This window comes from Lentzea albidocapillata subsp. violacea (assembly GCF_900100275.1).
GTDB lineage: Bacteria > Actinomycetota > Actinomycetes > Mycobacteriales > Pseudonocardiaceae > Lentzea > Lentzea violacea.
In genome coordinates, this window is the sequence record NZ_FNET01000023.1 from 13,143 (window position 1) to 29,482 (window position 16,340).

19 protein-coding genes are annotated in these 16,340 nt (G+C 67.8%); 8 read left to right on the plus strand and 11 right to left on the minus strand.

Features of this window, described 5'->3' with window-relative positions; translation table 11 throughout:
* Positions 1–89 precede the first annotated feature (89 nt).
* Complete coding sequence (locus BLR21_RS42880) at positions 90–242, minus strand: hypothetical protein (protein WP_157512953.1); 153 nt, start codon at positions 240–242, stop codon at positions 90–92.
* Between the two features lie 154 nt (positions 243–396).
* Here BLR21_RS42880 and BLR21_RS34210 point away from each other — a divergent pair, with 154 nt between their 5' ends.
* Together BLR21_RS34210 and BLR21_RS34215 are read left to right on the plus strand one after the other, a co-directional pair.
* A complete protein-coding gene (locus BLR21_RS34210; RefSeq protein ID WP_030478076.1) occupies positions 397–990 on the plus strand; it encodes a TetR/AcrR family transcriptional regulator in 594 nt (197 codons plus the stop codon).
* Positions 991–1,021: 31 nt separating this feature from the next.
* Positions 1,022–2,302: a cytochrome P450 gene (locus BLR21_RS34215; RefSeq protein WP_090012856.1), complete on the plus strand. Its 1,281-nt coding sequence runs from the start codon at positions 1,022–1,024 to the stop codon at positions 2,300–2,302.
* A gap of 163 nt (positions 2,303–2,465) precedes the next feature.
* Here the strand turns inward: BLR21_RS34215 and BLR21_RS34220 are convergent, their stop codons facing one another.
* Positions 2,466–3,935 carry a peptide MFS transporter gene (locus BLR21_RS34220; protein WP_090012859.1) on the minus strand — a complete coding sequence of 490 codons (1,470 nt, stop codon included), beginning with the start codon at positions 3,933–3,935 and terminating at the stop codon, positions 2,466–2,468.
* Between the two features lie 148 nt (positions 3,936–4,083).
* Here BLR21_RS34220 and BLR21_RS34225 point away from each other — a divergent pair, with 148 nt between their 5' ends.
* A complete protein-coding gene (locus tag BLR21_RS34225) occupies positions 4,084–4,647 on the plus strand; it encodes a TIGR03086 family metal-binding protein (protein ID WP_090012861.1) in 564 nt (187 codons plus the stop codon).
* A gap of 194 nt (positions 4,648–4,841) precedes the next feature.
* Here BLR21_RS34225 and BLR21_RS34230 read toward each other — a convergent pair whose 3' ends face one another.
* Complete coding sequence (locus BLR21_RS34230; protein WP_090013063.1) at positions 4,842–5,261, minus strand: GNAT family N-acetyltransferase; 420 nt, start codon at positions 5,259–5,261, stop codon at positions 4,842–4,844.
* Positions 5,262–5,305: 44 nt separating this feature from the next.
* Positions 5,306–5,806, minus strand: coding sequence for a DUF4262 domain-containing protein (locus BLR21_RS34235; protein WP_245816686.1), 501 nt, complete (start codon positions 5,804–5,806; stop codon positions 5,306–5,308).
* A 126-nt stretch (positions 5,807–5,932) separates the two neighbouring features.
* Here BLR21_RS34235 and BLR21_RS34240 point away from each other — a divergent pair, with 126 nt between their 5' ends.
* Positions 5,933–6,769: a helix-turn-helix domain-containing protein gene (locus BLR21_RS34240; RefSeq protein ID WP_090012867.1), complete on the plus strand. Its 837-nt coding sequence runs from the start codon at positions 5,933–5,935 to the stop codon at positions 6,767–6,769.
* Entirely contained in the window at positions 6,766–6,924 is a 159-nt protein-coding gene (locus BLR21_RS34245; RefSeq protein ID WP_090012869.1) for a DUF397 domain-containing protein, read from the plus strand. Before BLR21_RS34240 ends, BLR21_RS34245 begins: the two co-directional genes overlap by 4 nt.
* Before the next feature lie 52 nt (positions 6,925–6,976).
* On the opposite strand, the gene BLR21_RS34250 is transcribed toward BLR21_RS34245, so the two are convergent.
* From BLR21_RS34250 to BLR21_RS34265, 4 genes are all read right to left on the minus strand, one after another.
* Entirely contained in the window at positions 6,977–7,726 is a 750-nt protein-coding gene (locus BLR21_RS34250) for a YebC/PmpR family DNA-binding transcriptional regulator (RefSeq protein WP_090012872.1), read from the minus strand.
* Complete coding sequence (gene pdxT / locus BLR21_RS34255; protein ID WP_090013065.1) at positions 7,723–8,346, minus strand: pyridoxal 5'-phosphate synthase glutaminase subunit PdxT; 624 nt, start codon at positions 8,344–8,346, stop codon at positions 7,723–7,725. Before pdxT ends, BLR21_RS34250 begins: the two co-directional genes overlap by 4 nt.
* Positions 8,347–8,405: 59 nt before the next feature.
* The gene (locus BLR21_RS34260; protein WP_256335130.1) at positions 8,406–9,740 is read right to left on the minus strand and encodes an amino acid permease; all 1,335 of its coding nucleotides are present in this window, start codon (positions 9,738–9,740) and stop codon (positions 8,406–8,408) included.
* Between the two features lie 138 nt (positions 9,741–9,878).
* Complete coding sequence (locus BLR21_RS34265) at positions 9,879–11,066, minus strand: trans-sulfuration enzyme family protein (RefSeq protein ID WP_090012877.1); 1,188 nt, start codon at positions 11,064–11,066, stop codon at positions 9,879–9,881.
* Between the two features lie 74 nt (positions 11,067–11,140).
* Between BLR21_RS34265 and BLR21_RS34270 the strand changes: the two genes are divergently transcribed.
* A complete protein-coding gene (locus BLR21_RS34270; protein WP_030478062.1) occupies positions 11,141–11,581 on the plus strand; it encodes an Lrp/AsnC family transcriptional regulator in 441 nt (146 codons plus the stop codon).
* Here BLR21_RS34270 and BLR21_RS34275 read toward each other — a convergent pair.
* Together BLR21_RS34275 and BLR21_RS34280 are read right to left on the minus strand one after the other, a co-directional pair.
* A complete protein-coding gene (locus tag BLR21_RS34275; RefSeq protein ID WP_090012879.1) occupies positions 11,578–11,886 on the minus strand; it encodes an AzlD domain-containing protein in 309 nt (102 codons plus the stop codon). The two genes, BLR21_RS34270 and BLR21_RS34275, sit on opposite strands and share 4 nt — an antisense overlap.
* A complete protein-coding gene (locus BLR21_RS34280) occupies positions 11,865–12,566 on the minus strand; it encodes an AzlC family ABC transporter permease (protein ID WP_090013068.1) in 702 nt (233 codons plus the stop codon). The genes BLR21_RS34275 and BLR21_RS34280 overlap by 22 nt, the downstream gene beginning before the upstream one ends.
* A 58-nt stretch (positions 12,567–12,624) precedes the next feature.
* On the opposite strand from BLR21_RS34280, the gene BLR21_RS34285 reads away from it, so the two are divergent.
* Positions 12,625–13,179: a helix-turn-helix domain-containing protein gene (locus tag BLR21_RS34285; RefSeq protein WP_256335119.1), complete on the plus strand. Its 555-nt coding sequence runs from the start codon at positions 12,625–12,627 to the stop codon at positions 13,177–13,179.
* Here BLR21_RS34285 and BLR21_RS43315 read toward each other — a convergent pair.
* Complete coding sequence (locus BLR21_RS43315) at positions 13,176–14,000, minus strand: hypothetical protein (RefSeq protein WP_218131054.1); 825 nt, start codon at positions 13,998–14,000, stop codon at positions 13,176–13,178. The genes BLR21_RS34285 and BLR21_RS43315 overlap by 4 nt on opposite strands.
* Before the next feature lie 161 nt (positions 14,001–14,161).
* Between BLR21_RS43315 and helR the strand changes: the two genes are divergently transcribed.
* Positions 14,162–16,339, plus strand: a complete 2,178-nt coding sequence (gene helR / locus BLR21_RS34295) for an RNA polymerase recycling motor ATPase HelR (protein ID WP_256335120.1) — start codon at positions 14,162–14,164, stop codon at positions 16,337–16,339.
* Position 16,340 lies beyond the last annotated feature (1 nt).

Below are 16,340 nucleotides of genomic sequence, written 5' to 3' on the forward strand. Positions count from 1 at the left end.
TTTAGACAGGAAAGTTTCTTGACTGTCGCGCAGATCACACCACCGCGCGAGAGCTGAGTCAACCCCGTCCCGATTGGGCCGGAAAGCGCTTACCTGTCCCGGTTCTCCGCGAGGGCGGCGATGAGATCCGAGACGGACCGGCTGAGCAGCAGGTCGATCATGTGGACACCTGTGGACTCACGCCGCTGCCATCCCAGGCGCTCGGCGAGCGTCGACAGCTTGATGATCTCCTGGGTGTCCATGGCGGCAGAGGATATGGGCAGCGCCTCGCCCGTTCGCGCAGGCCCGGCCGATGATCCACACGAAAGGGATCATGGCGAAAGATCACACCGATGGACCTGTCCAATCCGTACGTACGGATTGGATTTCCCACCCTGTCCCTGCGACCATCTACCGGTGCCCAGGGTCAGCCAGGACCACCTCGACGCCCGCCGCCGTCAGATCCTCGACGGTGCGCGTGCCTGTTTCGCGCGACACGGCTACGAGGGTGCCACGGTACGCCGTCTGGAAGAAGCCACGAGCCTCTCTCGCGGCGCGATCTTCCACCACTTCCGTGACAAGGAGTCGCTCTTCCTCGCACTCGCCGAGGACGACGCGCTCCGGATGGCGGACGTCGTCGCCGAGCAGGGCCTCGTCCAGGTCATGCGCGACCTGCTCGACGAGCCGGAGAAGCGGACCGGGGAGCACGCCGCCGACTGGCTCGGCACGCGCCTCGAGGTCTCCCGCCGGCTCCGCACCGACCCGGATTTCCGGGCGCGGTGGGCCGAACGCAGCGAGCAGCTCACCGCCGCCACCCGCCAGCGCCTCATCCGGCAGCGCGAAGCCGGCAACCTGCGCGACGACGTCGACGTCACGGTGCTGACCAGCTTCCTGGAACTCGTGCTGGAAGGCCTCGTCTCGCACCTCGCGATGGGGCTCCCGGCCGACGACATGGAACCCGTTCTCGATCTCGTGGAAGAAACCGTGCGGCGACACCGCCGCAACTCTTGAGAGTTCTTCACGTAGACCGCACTGTGGACACATGTCCCAGCTGAAGACCACCGCCCAGTTCTTCGCGCTGCGCACGCTCGTCCGCGGCTACGCGCTGATCGGTGACCCGTACGCGGGTGTCATGGCCTCGCCGCCGGACCGCGACCCGTACGCGATGTACGAGAAGGTGCGCGCCAAGGGCGACATGGTGCGCAGCCGCATGGGCGCCTACGTCACGCCGAGCCGCGAGATCTGCGACTCGGTGCTGCGGGACAACAGGTTCGTCACCGCGACCTTCGACGAGGCGTCGATGGTGCCGATCACGTTGGTCAGGAACGGCGAGAAGATCGTCAACCCGGTGCAGGACTCGTTCCTGATGAAGAACCCGCCGGACCACACCCGCCTGCGCAGGCTCGTGCAGCCGTTCTTCACGCCAAGGGCTCTCAAGGACCGCACGGCGTCCATCCAGAAGATCGTGACCGACCACCTCGACCGGCTGGGCGACCGCTTCGACGTCGTCACCGAGTTCGCGTCGCAGGTGCCGATCCAGGTGATCGCCGATCTGCTGGGTGTTCCTGACGACCACAAGGACGTCTTCGCCCGCTGGGGCAGCGCCCTGGCGGAGACGCTCGACGGCGTGTGGTCACACCGGCAACTGAAGGACCTGCACGCCACGATCATCGAGTACAACGACTTCATCGACGTCCTGATCGACGAACGCCGCCGCAACCCCCAGGACGACATCGTCAGCCACCTCGTGACGCAGCACGAGGACCTCAGCCGCGAGGACCTCGTCGCCACCACCGGGTTGCTGCTCTTCGCGGGCTTCGAGACGACGGTCAACCTGATCAGCAACGGCGTGCTGAAGGCGTTCGAGAACCCCCACACCGTGGCGCCGCTGGCCCAGAGCCCCGAGTACGCCGAGGGGTTCGTCGAGGAGGTGCTGCGGCTCGACCCGCCCGTGCAGTACACGATCCGCTGGCCAGGGGAACGCCTCGAGCTGGCCGGGGTGTCGCTGCCGAAGGGCATGCCGGTGATGCTGCTGCTGGCGGCGGCGAACCGCGATCCGAGGGTGTTCGAGGACCCGCTGAAGTTCGACCCGACGCGGTCCAACGCGCGCGAGCACCTCGCGTTCAGCGCGGGCATCCACTACTGCATCGGCGCGGGCCTGAGCCGCATCGAGGGCTCGCTGGCGTTGCACGAACTCTTCAAGCGCTTCCCGAAACTCGCGGCGGACGGCCCGATGACGCGCAGGCGCTCGAAACTCATCCGCGGCGCGTTGCGACTTCCGGTACGGGCCAACGAAAGCAGCCGATCACTGACGGTGAAGTAATGCTGACCTGGGGCTAATTTCGTTGCGGCGAGTGCTCGACTTCACCCGGCTGGAGCAATGTTCGTGCCCCAATGACACATCTGCGTAGTGCATTCTTAGAAGTGAGAGGGAGACCCGCCGCACCGCCGCCGCGACGGGCCTCCCTCTCACCTTGTCGAAAGCCCTATTCGACGCCCGACATCAGCTTCTTGATAGTCGGTGCCGCCACGGCCAGGCCGCCACCGAGAACGACGGCGGCGCCGCCCAGCGTGAGGAAGTAAGCCGACGGGCTCGTCGTGTAGAACTTCACGAGCTGCGCGGCCACACCGGTACCGGCCGAGCTCGCCAGGAACCACAGACCCATCGTCTGCGACGCGAACGCCTTGGGCGCCAGCTTCGTCGTGACCGAGAGACCGACCGGCGAGAGCATGAGCTCACCGGCGGTCATGAACAGGAACATCACCACGAGCCAGAGCGGCGTCACCTTGCCGTCGGCGGCCGAGTTGCTCGCGAAGTACATGAGCACGAACGACAGGCCGACGAGCACCAGCGCACCCGCGAACTTGCGCGGCGTGGACGGCGCGCGGTTCGCGAGCCTCACCCACAGCAGCGCGAACACCGGCGCCAGCACGATGATCATGATCGGGTTGATCGACTGGAACCAGGCGACCGGGAACTGCCAGCCGAACACGTGGTTGTCGACGTTCGAGTCGGCGAACTCCGCGATGACCGACGCGCTCTGCTCGAAGATCAGCCAGAACATCGCCGCCGCGATGAACAGCGGGATGTAGGCGACGACCCGGGGACGCTCGTGCGGCAGCGTCTTCTTGCTGCGCAGCATGACGGTGAAGTAGCCGATCGGCAGCACGATGGACATGATGCTGATCATCAGGATGACACCCTCGACACCGCCGAGGAAGAACGCCAGCACACCCAGCCCGACGATCGCCGCGGCGATGAGGCCGATCAGGCCGTAGATGCGGCCCTTCTCCTGCGCGGGCAACGGGTTCGGCGCCACGGCGGCCGAGCCGCGCAGGTTCCTGCGGCCGTGGTGGTACTGGACCAGGCCGAGCGCCATGCCGACCGCGGCCACGCTGAAGCCCCAGTGGAAGCCGAGGCCGTCCGCGAGCGCGCCGGTGATCAGCGGCGAGATGAAGCCACCGATGTTGATGGCCATGTAGAAGATCGTGAAGCCGGCGTCACGGCGGTTGTCGTGCTGCTCGTAGAGCCCGCCGACGACGGTCGAGATGTTCGGCTTGAGCAGGCCCGTGCCGAGCACGATGAGGACCAGGCCCGTGTAGACGCCCGCGAGGCCGATCGGCAGGGCCAGCGCGATGTGGCCGAACATGATCAGCACGCCGCCGTAGAACACCGACCGCTGCCCGCCCCAGACGCGGTCGGCCAGCCAGCCGCCCGCGACACCGGACATGTAGACCGCTGTGCCGTAGATGGCCACGACGGACAGGGCGAGCGCCTTGTCGACGCCAAGACCTCCCTCGGACACGGCTGTCCACAGGTAGAGGCCGAGGATGGCCTTCATCCCGTAGAACGAGAACCGTTCCCAGAGTTCGGTGAAGAACAGCGTGGACAGGCCTCGGGGGTGCCCGAAGAATCCCTTGTCCTGCGCGGAGATGCTGGCGCTTGGAGCGCTCACGTCATCGTCCTCTCGTGTCAACGATGTCACGGCGGATCTGGTCGAGATTACGCCGAACGCGCGTACGGTTTGAAATCAGGGTTGCGCCCAAGTGGCTTAACTCTCACGCCGGGGTGCGCACTTGGGCGAGATTTGATGCACTGCTGGGATGGACTTGATCCAGGCGCACGGTGTGGCGATGACGGAGTTCGACCGGCGGGTCCGGCAGATCGCCCCGGACCAGTGGTCGCTCGGTACCCCCTGCCGGGAGTGGTCGGTCAGAGACCTCGTCGGCCATCTCGTGTACGAGCAGCTCTGGGCGCCGGAACTGCTGGCCGGCTGCACGGCGGAACAGGTCGGCGACCGGTTCGACCACGACAACCTGGGCGACGACCCGCTCGTGTCCTGGGTCGTGGCGGCCGCGGCGGCGCGCGAGGCGTGGCTCGGGCCGTTCGCGCTGGCGAAACCCGTGACCGTGTCGTCGGGAAAGCTGGCCGCCGACGAGTACTGCTGGCAGATGACCACGGATCTCGCGGTCCACGCCTGGGACCTGGCGCGCTCGATCGGCGCCGACGAACGCATCGATCCCGATCTCGCGTCGACCGTCCTGAAGTACGTCGAGCGGAGCATCGGTGAGTGGAGTGGTTCGCCGATGTTCGACTCGCCCGTTCCGGTGCCGCCGGACGCGGACGACCAGACGCGCCTGATCGGACTTCTGGGACGGAAGCCCTAGATGCTTTCCGAAGCGTCCCGCACCGCATCCCCCTGTGCCTCCTGCGGTGCGGGACGCTCCTCCCCCGGCAGCGATCACCGATCCCCCTCAGACCGCCGATCGCACCGCATTTCTACAGGTAGAACGTTGTCCGGTGTCGGCGCCGGAAAAGCGGACAACGACCTCCGGACAACGGTTTGGTCTCCCTCAGCACATCAGACGACCTTCTGCTCCAGCGTGACGCACCTGATGCCGACGGCGTCGAGGTGCTCGCTGACCCGGACGAACCCGGCGCTCTCGTAGAACCCGATGTTCCCGTCGCTCTCGGCGCCGGTGAACAACCAGACGACCCGCACCTGCGCGGGCGCCCGCTCGCTGATCGCCTCGAGGAGCCTCCGCCCGACCCCGCCGCCCTGCACGTCCGGTGCGACGGCCAGCCGGGCGACCTCCATCCGCTCGCCGTCGACGCGGCTGCGCACCGACCCGACGAGCCGCGCCCCGTCGAACGCGCCGAACGCCGGCGTGCCGTCGCCGAGGTGGCGCCGGATCTCGTCCAGCGTCTCGACGAGCGGCGGCAGGTCCCACGCCCCGTACCGCCGGGCCTCGTCGAGGTACGCGGCGCGCTGGACCGTCATGACCTCACCGGCGTGCCCCCGTGTCAACGGTCCGATGTGGACGTTCACGGCCCGGTGACCCCCGGCGTCCAGCTCTCCGGCAAGCCGCTCTCGGTGAGGATGATCTGGTGGTCGTGGAACCCCTCCGGCGCGTCCGGCTGCCACGGCCACTGCCCCTGCGGTGTCGGCACGATGATCTGCAGCGCCGCGAAGTCCGACCCGTCGTAGAGCAGGTACGCGCTCCCGAAGAACTCGGGGTAGAACCCCTTGTAGACCCGCTCGAACGCGACGGGCACCCCGTCGAAGAAGTCGTCGTAGAGCTTGCCGGGCTGGAACCGCTCGCCACCACTTGCCCGCTGGACGTACATGTTGATCAGGTTCTCGCCCATGCCCTGCGGCAGCCCGATCACCACCGCCTCGGCCACGCCGAACCGGCGCCAGGCGCCCACCGAGAACACGTATCCCGCGCCCTCGGCGTCCGGGTTCACAACGATGTTGGTGTGGCCGAACCGGTCGGCCGCGGAGAGCAGGCGGGCGCGCAGCTCGATGTCTTCGTCGGAAAGCACGGCACCCAGCCTACGGCACCTTCCCGGCGCCTTATGCCTGCTTGGAGCTGTTCCAAGACTCCCACCTTCAGGCATATTTGACCGGAAACGATAGAGCTTTCGCGGCGCTGCCCCTACCGTCCGTCCATGCCCAAGAGATCGTCCAGCGTGGTGGGCCGCGAGTTCGGCAACGGCGTCCGAGCCGCCATCGAGAGCACCGGCCTGACCCAGCGCCAGCTCGCCGAGGCGCTCGGCTGGCAGGAGGCCAAGTTGTCCGACATGCTCGCCGGCAAGGGCGGCGTCAGCGAGTCCGAGGTCCGCGAGCTTCTCGCTTACTGCCGCACGCCGCTAGAGGAACGCGAACGGCTGATCGAGCTGTTCCGCGAGCAGGGGAACGTCTTCCTGCAGGTACCCGACGAAGGCGTGCCGGACCAGGTCCGCACGCTGATCAACCAGGAGAAGGAGGCCATCGAGATCATCGACTGGTCGATGATCCTCGTGCCGGGCCTGCTCCAGATCTACGAGTACATCGAGGCGGTCACAGCCAAAGCCCAGACCGTCTCGGAGGAGAACATCCCGAGGACCGTTGCGGCACGAGCCGCCCGAGCGGAGATTCTCGAATACACCCGGACATTCACGTTCTTCGTGCACGAGCAGGCGTTGTGGCTGCAGGTCGGCGGCGAAGAGGTGTGGCGTGAGCAGCTCGCCCACTTGCTGCGGTTGTCGGTGCGGAAGTACATCAGCATCCGGATCGTCCCGAGATCGGTCGGCATGCACGCAGGTACGTGCGGCGACTTCCGGTTGATGAAGTTCCCCAAGTATCCGCCGGTCGTCTACATCGAGAGCGTCCGCTGCTGCTTGTTCTTCGATGACAAGGAGACCGTCGACACCTACGAGAACATCCTGACGGACCTCGCTGCCGTCGCCCTGGATCAGGAACAATCCAGGGAGGTGATCAACAGCATCTTGGAGGGCCTCCAATGACCAACTGGCTCAAGAGCAGCTACAGCGGCGACGGCAACAACTGCGTCGAGGTCGGCCACGGCGTCGGCATCCGCGACAGCAAGGCGCCCTCGACCCACCTCTCGGTCTCTTCGGACGCCTGGGCGGCGTTTCTGAAGGTCGTTCAGGCGCAGTGACGCGAAAACGCCGGCCACGCTGCTGCGTGACCGGCGTTCGTACCGCTGGTGGTCAGCCGACCTCGGCCATGACCTCGTCCGACACGTCGAAGTTGGCGAAGACGTTCTGCACGTCGTCGCAGTCCTCCAGCGCGTCGATCAGCTTGAAGATCTTCTTGGCGCCCTCGGCCTCCAGCTGCACCGACACCGACGGCATGAAGCTCGACTCGGCCGACTCGTAGTCGATGCCCGCTTCCTGCAGCGCCTTGCGGACCGGGATCAGGTCGCCTGCCTCGGACACGACCTCGAAGGCCTCGCCCAGGTCGTTGACCTCCTCGGCGCCGGCCTCCAGCACCGCCAGCATGACGTCGTCCTCGTTCGTGCCCGCCTTCGGCACGATCACGACGCCCTTGCGGCTGAACATGTACGACACCGAGCCGGGGTCGGCCATCGAACCGCCGTTGCGGGTCATGGCCGTGCGGACCTCGGTGGCGGCGCGGTTGCGGTTGTCCGTGAGGCACTCGATGAGCACCGCGACCCCGTTCGGGCCGTAGCCCTCGTACATGATCGTCTGCCAGTCGGCGCCGCCGGCTTCCTCGCCGCCGCCGCGCTTGCGGGCGCGCTCGATGTTGTCCAGCGGCACCGAGTTCTTGCGGGCCTTCTGGATCGCGTCGAACAGCGTCGGGTTGCCATCGGGATCGCCGCCGCCCGTGCGGGCCGCCACCTCGATGTTCTTGATCAGCCGCGCGAAGAGCTTGCCGCGCTTGGCGTCAATAGCGGCCTTCTTGTGCTTGGTGGTCGCCCACTTGGAGTGGCCGCTCATTTCTCCTCCGTCGAACCGCGAACCATGTCAACGAACAGTCGGTGAACACGCTCGTCACCCGTGAGCTCCGGGTGGAACGCCGTCGCCAGCACGTTGCCCTGCCTGACCGCGACGATCCTACCGGCGGCGTCTCCCGCCTCAGCCGTAACGGGAACCGTAGCGAGAACCTCGACCTCGCCGCTCACCGCCTCCACCCAAGGTGCCCGGATGAACACGGCGTGCACAGTCTCCCCGGCCAGGTCGAGGTCGGTCTCGAACGAGTCGACCTGCCTGCCGAACGCGTTGCGCCGGACCGTGACGGCCAGGCCGCCGAGCTGCTCCTGGTCCTCCCGGCCGTCCAGCACCTTGTCGGCCAGCAGGATCATGCCCGCGCAGGACCCGTAGGCGGGGAACCCGGCCTTGATCTTGGCGCGCAGCGGCTCCAGCAGCTCGAAGTTCACCAGGAGCTTGCTCATGGTCGTCGACTCGCCGCCGGGGATGACGATGCCGTCGAGTTCGTCCAACTCCTCGGCGCGGCGGACGGGGCGCGCGGTGACATCGCACTTCGCGAGCGACACGAGGTGTTCCTGGACGTCGCCCTGGAGGGCTAGCACGCCGATGACGGGTGGGGCAGCAACCATGCTCACCAGCATATTCGAGGTCCACGACCCCGCTGCGCAGCCCTCCGGGCGACGCCAGGTCAGTCGACGGTGACGAGTTCCTTCTCCTGTGCCTCGCGCGACTTCACGAAGCGCCACCCGAGGAACAACACCAGTGCCAGCACCGGAATCGACCAGAACGCGATCTTCTCGGCCGTCCCGGCGAACGCCATCTGCCCGATCACCAACGCGAGGAACGCCAGCGTTCCGTACGAGGTGTAGGGCGCTCCGGGCATCCGATAGGAGGGCCGCTGGATCTCTCCTGCCAAGGCCTTCTTGCGCAACCTCAACTGGCAGATGATCAACGTGGCCCAGGTCGACACGACACCCAGCGACGCGACGGCGATCGCGATGTCGAACGCCTCCTTCGGCACGATGTAGTTGAGCACCACGCCGAAGAGGTAGGCGACACCGGTGAAGAGGATGCCGCCGTAAGGCACGTGCCGGGAGTTCATGCGACCGGTGACCGCGGGCGCCTCGCCCTTCTGCGCCAGCGACCTCAGGATGCGGCCGGTCGAGTAGAGACCCGAGTTGCAGGAGGACAGTGCGGCCGTCAGCACGACGGCGTTCATGATGTCGCCGACCACCGGGATGCCCAGCGCCGAGAACACGGTCACGAACGGCGACTCGGTGCCGGTGAAGTGGTCCCACGGCAACAACATCGTCAGCAGCAGCACCGAACCGACGTAGAAGATCGCGATGCGGTACACCACGCCGTTGATGGCGCGCGGCATGACCTTTTCGGGGTCCTTGGTCTCACCGGCGGCGATACCCACGAGTTCGATGGCCGCGTAGGCGAAGACGACGGCCTGCAACGTCATTAGTGCGATGCCGACGCCTGCCGGGAACAAGCCGCCGTGGCCGAGGGTGTTCGAGACCGAGGCCGTCGTACCGCCGATGTCGGCGTTGCCGATGACCAGGCCGGCACCCACGACCAGGAAGACGACGATCGCGGTCACCTTGATGACGCTGAACCAGAACTCCAGCTCACCGAACAGCTTGACCGACAGCATGTTGATGGCGACGAGCACGACCAGTGCGACCAGCGCGGTGATCCACTGCGGCAGGTCGGGGAACCACTTGTGCATGTAGATCGCGATGGCGGTGATCTCGGCGATGCCTGTCATCGCCCAGTTCAGCCAGTAGAGCCAGCCAGAGGTGAAGCCGGCCCACGGGCCGATGAACTCGCGGGCGTATTCGACGAAGCTGCCGGACACGGGCCTGTGCAGCACAAGCTCGCCCAGCGCGCGCATGACGAAGAACGCCGCGAGGCCGCACACCGCATAAGACAGGATCAGCGACGGCCCCGCTGTGGCGAGGCGTCCGCCCGCACCCAGGAAAAGGCCGACGCCGATCGCGCCACCGATTGCGATCATCTGCACCTGGCGCTTGCTCAGCGCCTTGGTGTAGCCGTCCGCATCAGTTTCCACAGAACTCACGAGGAGGTTCCTTCCGAAACGGAAAAATGCTCGCGTCGGAACCTCCCGCGCCCCGACGCGCTGATTCGGGGAACCCTAGCGAGTGGCGGTCATCACCAAGAAATCACCTGGGGAAGACTTAACGTAAGCGACGTCACAGAGCGCTGCGTTCAGGTCATCCCAAATGTCCTCGACGTGCTCGAGTCCCACTGAAATGCGCAGCAAATTGTCCGGAACGCCAGAAGCACGCAGTTCTTCTCCGGGAACCAGGCGGTGGGTCAAAGCCGAGGGGTGCTCGATAAGTGTGTCGACCGAACCCAATGAGACGGCCGGCGTGATGAGCTTCAGCTTCCGCACCACCTCGACGGGATCGCCGTGCACTCCGAACGCGATCATCGCGCCTGTTCCGCGCATCTGCCGTGACCGGGACGGGTAGCGCACGAACTCCACGGCGTCGTGCTCGGCCAGCCGCGTAGCCAGCACCGCCGCCGAACGGGACGCCGCCTCGACGCGCAACGGCAGGGTGGCCAGCCCGCGGTGCAGCAGGTAGCCGCCCAGGGGGTGCAGGACGGCGCCCGTGATGATCCTGACCTGCCGCAACGCCGCCGCGAGCGACTCGGAGCAGGCCACGACGCCGCCGAGCACGTCACCGTGCCCGCCGAGGTACTTGGTGCCGGAGTGCAGCACGTAGGAGGCGCCGTGCAGCACCGGGTTCTGCAGGATCGGCGTCGCGAAGGTGTTGTCGACCATCACCGGCACGGAGCCGGCCTGGCGCACGACGTGCTCGATGTCGACGAGGTCCAGGTTGGGGTTGGCCGGGGTCTCGACGACCACGAGCCCGGTGTCCGGCCGGATCGCGGAGGACACCAGGCCCGCTTCGACGTACGTCGTCGTGACGCCCAGGAGACCGGACGACAGCAGGTGGTCGGTGCCGCCGTACAACGGCCGCACGGCTACGACGTGCGGTTTCCCCGCCATCACGCAGGCGGCCTGGATCACGGCGGTCACCGCTGCCATGCCGCTGCCGAACGCCACGGACGTCTCGGTGTGCTCGAGAGCCGCGAGCGCCTGCTCGAACCGGGCCACCGTCGGGTTGTGCAGCCGCGCGTAGACGGGCGAGCCGGCCCGCGCGGCGCCGGTGGCCCACTCACCCAGCGCTTCCCCGCCGAGCGCCTGGTCAGGCACGGGGTAGGTGGTGGACAGGTCGATGGGGGGAGCGTGCACGCCGAGCTCCGCGAGGTCGTCGCGGCCGCCGTGCACTGCGATGGTCTCGATGCGCGTCATGGCCCGAATGGTGGAGACTTCCTCGGCACAGTGGGTGCAAGACCGCAGTTGATTCGGTGGAACGGAGAAGAGCCGTGCTGGATTCGATCGACGAGGCCATCGTGCGGGAGCTGCGGAAGGACGCGCGGCTGCAGAACAAGGACCTGGCCGAACGCGTCAACGTGGCGCAGTCCACGGCGGTGGTCCGGCACCGGGCGCTGCGGGAGCGGGGCGTGATCACCGGCTACCACGCCGAGATCGATCCCGGCGCGGTCGGGCAGCACGTCCAGGCGATGCTCGCGGTGAAGATCCGCCCGCACACCAAGGAAATCGTCGACCCGTTCATGGCGTACGTGCTGTCGCTCCCCGAAACGCTCGCGCTCTCACACGTGACGGGTCCAGAAGATTTCCTGGTGCACGTCGCGGTATCGGACGTCGGTCATCTCCAACGACTCGTGCTCGACAAGTTCACGAGCCGCAGAGAGGTGACGGAGGTTCACACGAATCTGCTTTTCTCGCACGTGAGAAAGCACTAGGCCACACCGGCGAACCTCAATCCCGCGGTGGTGACCGCGGCCAACACGATCACCGCGACAAAAGGCAGTTTCCGCCATGCCGCAAGCCCGCCGACGGCGACTCCGGCGGCGAGCGCCCAGCCGCCGAACTGCTTGCCGTTCGTCAATGCCGAGACCGCCACCAGCGCGAGCAGCAGCACCGTCGCGGATGCCGACATCAGTTCGCGCACCCGGTCCGGCAGGGTCACGCGGTCGCGCAACAACGGTCCGGCGAACCGGATGGCGAAGGTGCCGGCGGCCAGGATCAGGACTGCGGTGACAGACACGGCTCCTCCTTCTTCTTAGTAGTGCGAAACGCGAACAGTCCGGCCAACGCGAGCAACACCGGCACACCCGCGGGCAGGAACGGCGTCGTAGCGAGCGCTATCGCCGCACCCACGAGTGCCGCGTTGCGCGTAGCCGCGTCCTTGAGCGCCGGCAGCGTGAGCGCCAGAAGGGCCGCCGGGAACGCCGCGTCCAGCCCGAACGTCATCGGGTCGCCGATCGCCTGCCCCACGAGCGCACCGATGAGCACACCCGTGTTCCAGCTGAAGAACAGCGACACGCCGCACGCCCAGTAGGCCGCACGCGCTCTCGCGGGGTCCTTCTGCGCCATCGCGAACGCCGTGGACTCGTCGATCAGCAGGTGGCTGCCGACGATCCGGGCGAGCGGGCTCCTGCCCAGCACGTCCCCGATCGCCAGCCCGAACGGCAGGTGCCGCGCGTTGAGCACGAGCCCCGCCAGCACCGCCGCGGCAGGGCTGCCACCAGCGGCGACAATGCCCACAGCCATGAACTGCGAGCCGCCCGCGAAGATCACCAGCGACATCAGCACCGGCATCCACCACGGCAGGCCGGAGCCCACCGAGATCGCGCCGAACGAGGCACCCGTCACCGCGGCACCAAGTGCGACCGCGGCCACGTCACGCAGAAGCACACCATCAAGAGTTCGCCAGATCGAACGCACCACCCATTAAGATGAACACCTGGGACTGGTGTTCGTCAAGACGAACGGATGGACTTCTGTGTCGAACGCACCACTCGACCTCATCGCGGCCAACCTCCGCCGGGAGCGCGATCGCACCGGCATGTCGCTCTCCGAGGTCGCCAAGAAGGCCGGCGTGGCGAAGTCGACCCTCTCGCAACTGGAGTCCGGCGCCGGAAACCCCAGCGTGGAGACCCTGTGGGCACTGGGCGTAGCGCTGGGTGTCCCGTTCAGCCAGCTCGTCGAACCCGCCATACCGCGCGTGCAGGTGATCCGCGCGGGCGAGGGCCCGGTCATCCACTCCGAACGCGCGCACTACTCGGCGACACTGCTGGCCGCGTGCCGTCCGGGCACCAAGCACGACATCTACTGGCTGGCCCTCGAACCCGGCGGAGCCCGCGAGTCACTGCCCCACGTGCCGGGCAGCATCGAGCACATGATCGTGGCGACCGGTCGCTGCCTCGCGGGCCTGGCCGACGACCCGGTCGAACTCGGGCCCGGTGACTACATCGTCTATCCCGGCGACGTGCCGCACATCTGCAAGGCGCTGGAGCCGGGCACGACCGCGATGATGGTCATGGAGCACACGGTCTAGTTCAGCTGGCTTCGGAGCGTGCGCAGCCATGGCTCCGTGAGCGCGGGCTCGCCGTCCATGGCGCGCGCGATCATGCGCCGGACCTCCTTGGTGCGGCCGAGTTCGACCAGCCGCACCGCCTCGGCCAGCGCCATCCGCGTGTGTTCGTCCCGTTTGGCCTCGCGCAGGTACTCACGCCACCGGTGCAGCTGATAGGGCCAGGTCAGCTTGATCTGGTCGTTGCCGAGGTAGTCCCAGACCTGCGGGTCGAGCGACACGTTCAGCACGGACGCGGCGGGCAGGCGGCGCGTCCAGTCGGCGTCCTGCTGCCAGCGCCGGACGTTCGGGCTGGTCGCCGTCCGGCTCGTCACGCCGACGAACCTCAGCTTGCGCCGGATCGCGGGCCAGGTCTCGCGTTCCTCGGCGATCCAGTCGTCCAGCAGGCCGAACAACTTGCCGAAGGTCCCGCCCGCCCACACGACGTCGACGAAGGTCACCGGCCGATCGCGCCGGGCCAGCGCCGCGGGTGTGATGCCGATCTCCGCAGCCAGTTCGCGGGCGCGCGGGACGTCGGCGTGGGCGATCTCGCGTGAGCGGTCGAACGACACCGGCAGCCGGTGCAGGACCCGGCTGGTGCCCTCCAGCGCGCCGCCGAGCAGGTCGAACATCGAGTCGAGCGAGCGTCCGACGAACACCAGGTCACCGTTGCCGCTGCGGGCCAGGACCCTGCCCGCGCACTCCGCCAGCTCGGCCAGGTACCACGTGTCGGGTTCGACGACGTCGTCCAGCAACGACCCGAGCTGGTCGGGCGTCACGAGGTCCCAGCGGAACGGCAGGTTCACCCGGCCATGATGACGAGCGGGGATCTGCTACGCCAACGAGTTGCCTCGCGGGTGCGATTCTTCCCACCTAACCGTATAGCAGACAGGGGGCCTTGCCACAAGGCCCCGTGCATCGTTCACACTCATCGCCTCAGCCAGAACACAGGCGCACTGGGGAGCACGTGGGTTACGAAGAAGAACTGCAGTCCGAGCGTGAGTACGTGGCAGATCTCTACGCACGGCTCGATGGGGAACGCGCGCGCGTGAAGGCCGCGTATCTGTCGGCGCTGGGTGGCACCGGCGAGACCGCGATGGACCGTGACAACGAGGTGCGCGCCCGGCACCGCGAGATGAAGCGCCTGAACGTGGCCGACTACGGCCTGTGCTTCGGCCGGTTGGACAGCGTCGACGGCGAGCGTTCCTACATCGGCCGCATCGGGCTGTTCGACGAGGAGAACGAGTTCGAACCGGCGTTGCTCGACTGGCGGGCGCCGGCGGCGCGGCCGTTCTACACCGCCACCGGGGCCACGCCTGAGGGCATGCGCCGGCGCCGTCAGTTCCTCACCCGCCGCCGTGCCGTGACCGGTTTCACCGACGAGGTGTTCGGCAAGCTCGGCGAGGAGCAGGGCGACGTTGCCCTGCTGGAGGCGTTGAACGCGCCGCGCGGCGAGGGCATGCGCGACATCGTCGCGACCATCCAGTCCGAACAGGACGCGATCATCCGGCTCGACCACCCCGGCGTGCTGGTGATCGAGGGTGGCCCCGGCACCGGCAAGACGGTCGTGGCGCTGCACCGCGTCGCGTACCTGATGTACACCCAACGAGAGCGCATGGAACGGCACGGCGTGCTCGTCGTCGGCCCGAACCCCGCGTTCCTCAACCACATCGGCCGTGTGCTGCCGTCGCTGGGCGAGTCGGATGTCGTGTTCTCGACCGCGGGCAGCCTGCTGCCGGGTCTGGTCGCGACCGCCGAGGACACTCCGGACGTCGCGCGGATCAAGGGTTCGCGCGCGATGGTCGACGTGCTGAAGGCGGCCGTCGGGGCCCGGCAGCGCGTTCCCGCCGAGCCGATTCCGATCGGCATGAAGGACGTCGTCGTGCAGGTCGGCGCGGACGTCGCCGAGTGGGCCCGGCAGGAGGCGCGCGACAGCGGCCTGCCGCACAACGAGGCCCGCGCGGTGTTCCGCGAGATCGTCACGTACGTCCTCACCGAGCGGGCAATCGGCCGGATCGGGAAGGGCTGGATGTCCCGGTCGGACAAGCAGGCCTGGGAGGACATGCGGTCCGGCCTCGTCAAGGACCTCGCCGACGACGAGAGCTTCGTCGCGGCGCTGGACTTCCTGTGGCCGATCATGACGCCGTTCGAGCTGCTGGGCGAGCTGTACTCGTCGGCGGAGGCACTCGCGGCGGCGGGCGCGGACCCGTCGCTGCTGCGCGCCGAGGGCGAGCCGTGGACGATCTCGGACGTGCCGTTGCTCGACGAACTGCACGACCTGCTGGGCAAGGACGGCACCGAGCAGGCCGACGACCAGGCCGCGGCGGCGGAACGCCGGGCCGAGGCCCGATACGCGGCCGAGGTGCTCGACAGCATGGTCGGCCGCTTCGACCACATGGACGACGAGGACCACCTCTTCGCCTCGGACATGTTGTTCGCCGAGGACCTGGCCGAGCGCTTCGAGGACCACGACCAGCGCACGCTCGCGGAACGCGCGCTGGCGGACCGCGCCTGGACCTACCGGCACGTGGTGGTGGACGAGGCGCAGGAACTGTCCGAAATGGACTGGCGCGTGCTGATGCGCCGCTGCCCCGGCCGTTCCTTCACGGTGGTGGGCGACCTGGCGCAGCGGCGCGCGGCGGCGGGTGCCACGTCGTGGGGCCAGATGCTCGACCCGTACGTGCCGGGACGCTGGGAGTACCGGTCGCTGACGGTCAACTACCGCACGCCGGCGGAGATCATGGCCGTCGCGGCACAGGTGCTGGCCGAGTTCGCGCCCGACGTGAAGGCGCCCGATTCGGTGCGCGCCAACGGCGTTCAGCCGTGGGCGCGACGGGTGACCGAGGACGAGCTGGCCGGCGCCATCGAGGAGTTCACCAAGCAGGAGGCGGAGTTCGAGGGAACGAGCGTGGTGATCGGGCCGCCCGGCGTGCCCGGCACGGTGCCCGCCGCCGAGACCAAGGGCCTGGAGTACGACTCGGTGCTCGTCGTCGCGCCGGAACGGATCCTGGCCGGCGGGCCGCGCGGTGCCGCGGAGCTGTACGTGGCGCTGACCCGTGCCACGCAACGGCTCGGCGTGCTGCACCACGAGGCGTTGCCGGCCGCTCTGTCCGGTCTGACTGAGACCGTCCGCACGACGAGCTGAA

Coding starts and splice junctions, on each gene's coding strand:
- BLR21_RS34250 (WP_090012872.1), bottom strand. CDS start 7,726: ATGAGCGGCCACTCCAAGTGGGCGACCACCAAGCACAAGAAGGCCGCT.
- BLR21_RS34265 (WP_090012877.1), bottom strand. CDS start 11,066: ATGACGCGCATCGAGACCATCGCAGTGCACGGCGGCCGCGACGACCTC.
- BLR21_RS42880 (WP_157512953.1), bottom strand. CDS start 242: ATGGACACCCAGGAGATCATCAAGCTGTCGACGCTCGCCGAGCGCCTG.
- BLR21_RS34245 (WP_090012869.1), top strand. CDS start 6,766: ATGACCAACTGGCTCAAGAGCAGCTACAGCGGCGACGGCAACAACTGC.
- BLR21_RS34260 (WP_256335130.1), bottom strand. CDS start 9,740: ATGATCGCAATCGGTGGCGCGATCGGCGTCGGCCTTTTCCTGGGTGCG.
- BLR21_RS34215 (WP_090012856.1), top strand. CDS start 1,022: ATGTCCCAGCTGAAGACCACCGCCCAGTTCTTCGCGCTGCGCACGCTC.
- pdxT (WP_090013065.1), bottom strand. CDS start 8,346: ATGGTTGCTGCCCCACCCGTCATCGGCGTGCTAGCCCTCCAGGGCGAC.
- BLR21_RS34230 (WP_090013063.1), bottom strand. CDS start 5,261: ATGACGGTCCAGCGCGCCGCGTACCTCGACGAGGCCCGGCGGTACGGG.
- BLR21_RS34225 (WP_090012861.1), top strand. CDS start 4,084: ATGGACTTGATCCAGGCGCACGGTGTGGCGATGACGGAGTTCGACCGG.
- BLR21_RS34240 (WP_090012867.1), top strand. CDS start 5,933: ATGCCCAAGAGATCGTCCAGCGTGGTGGGCCGCGAGTTCGGCAACGGC.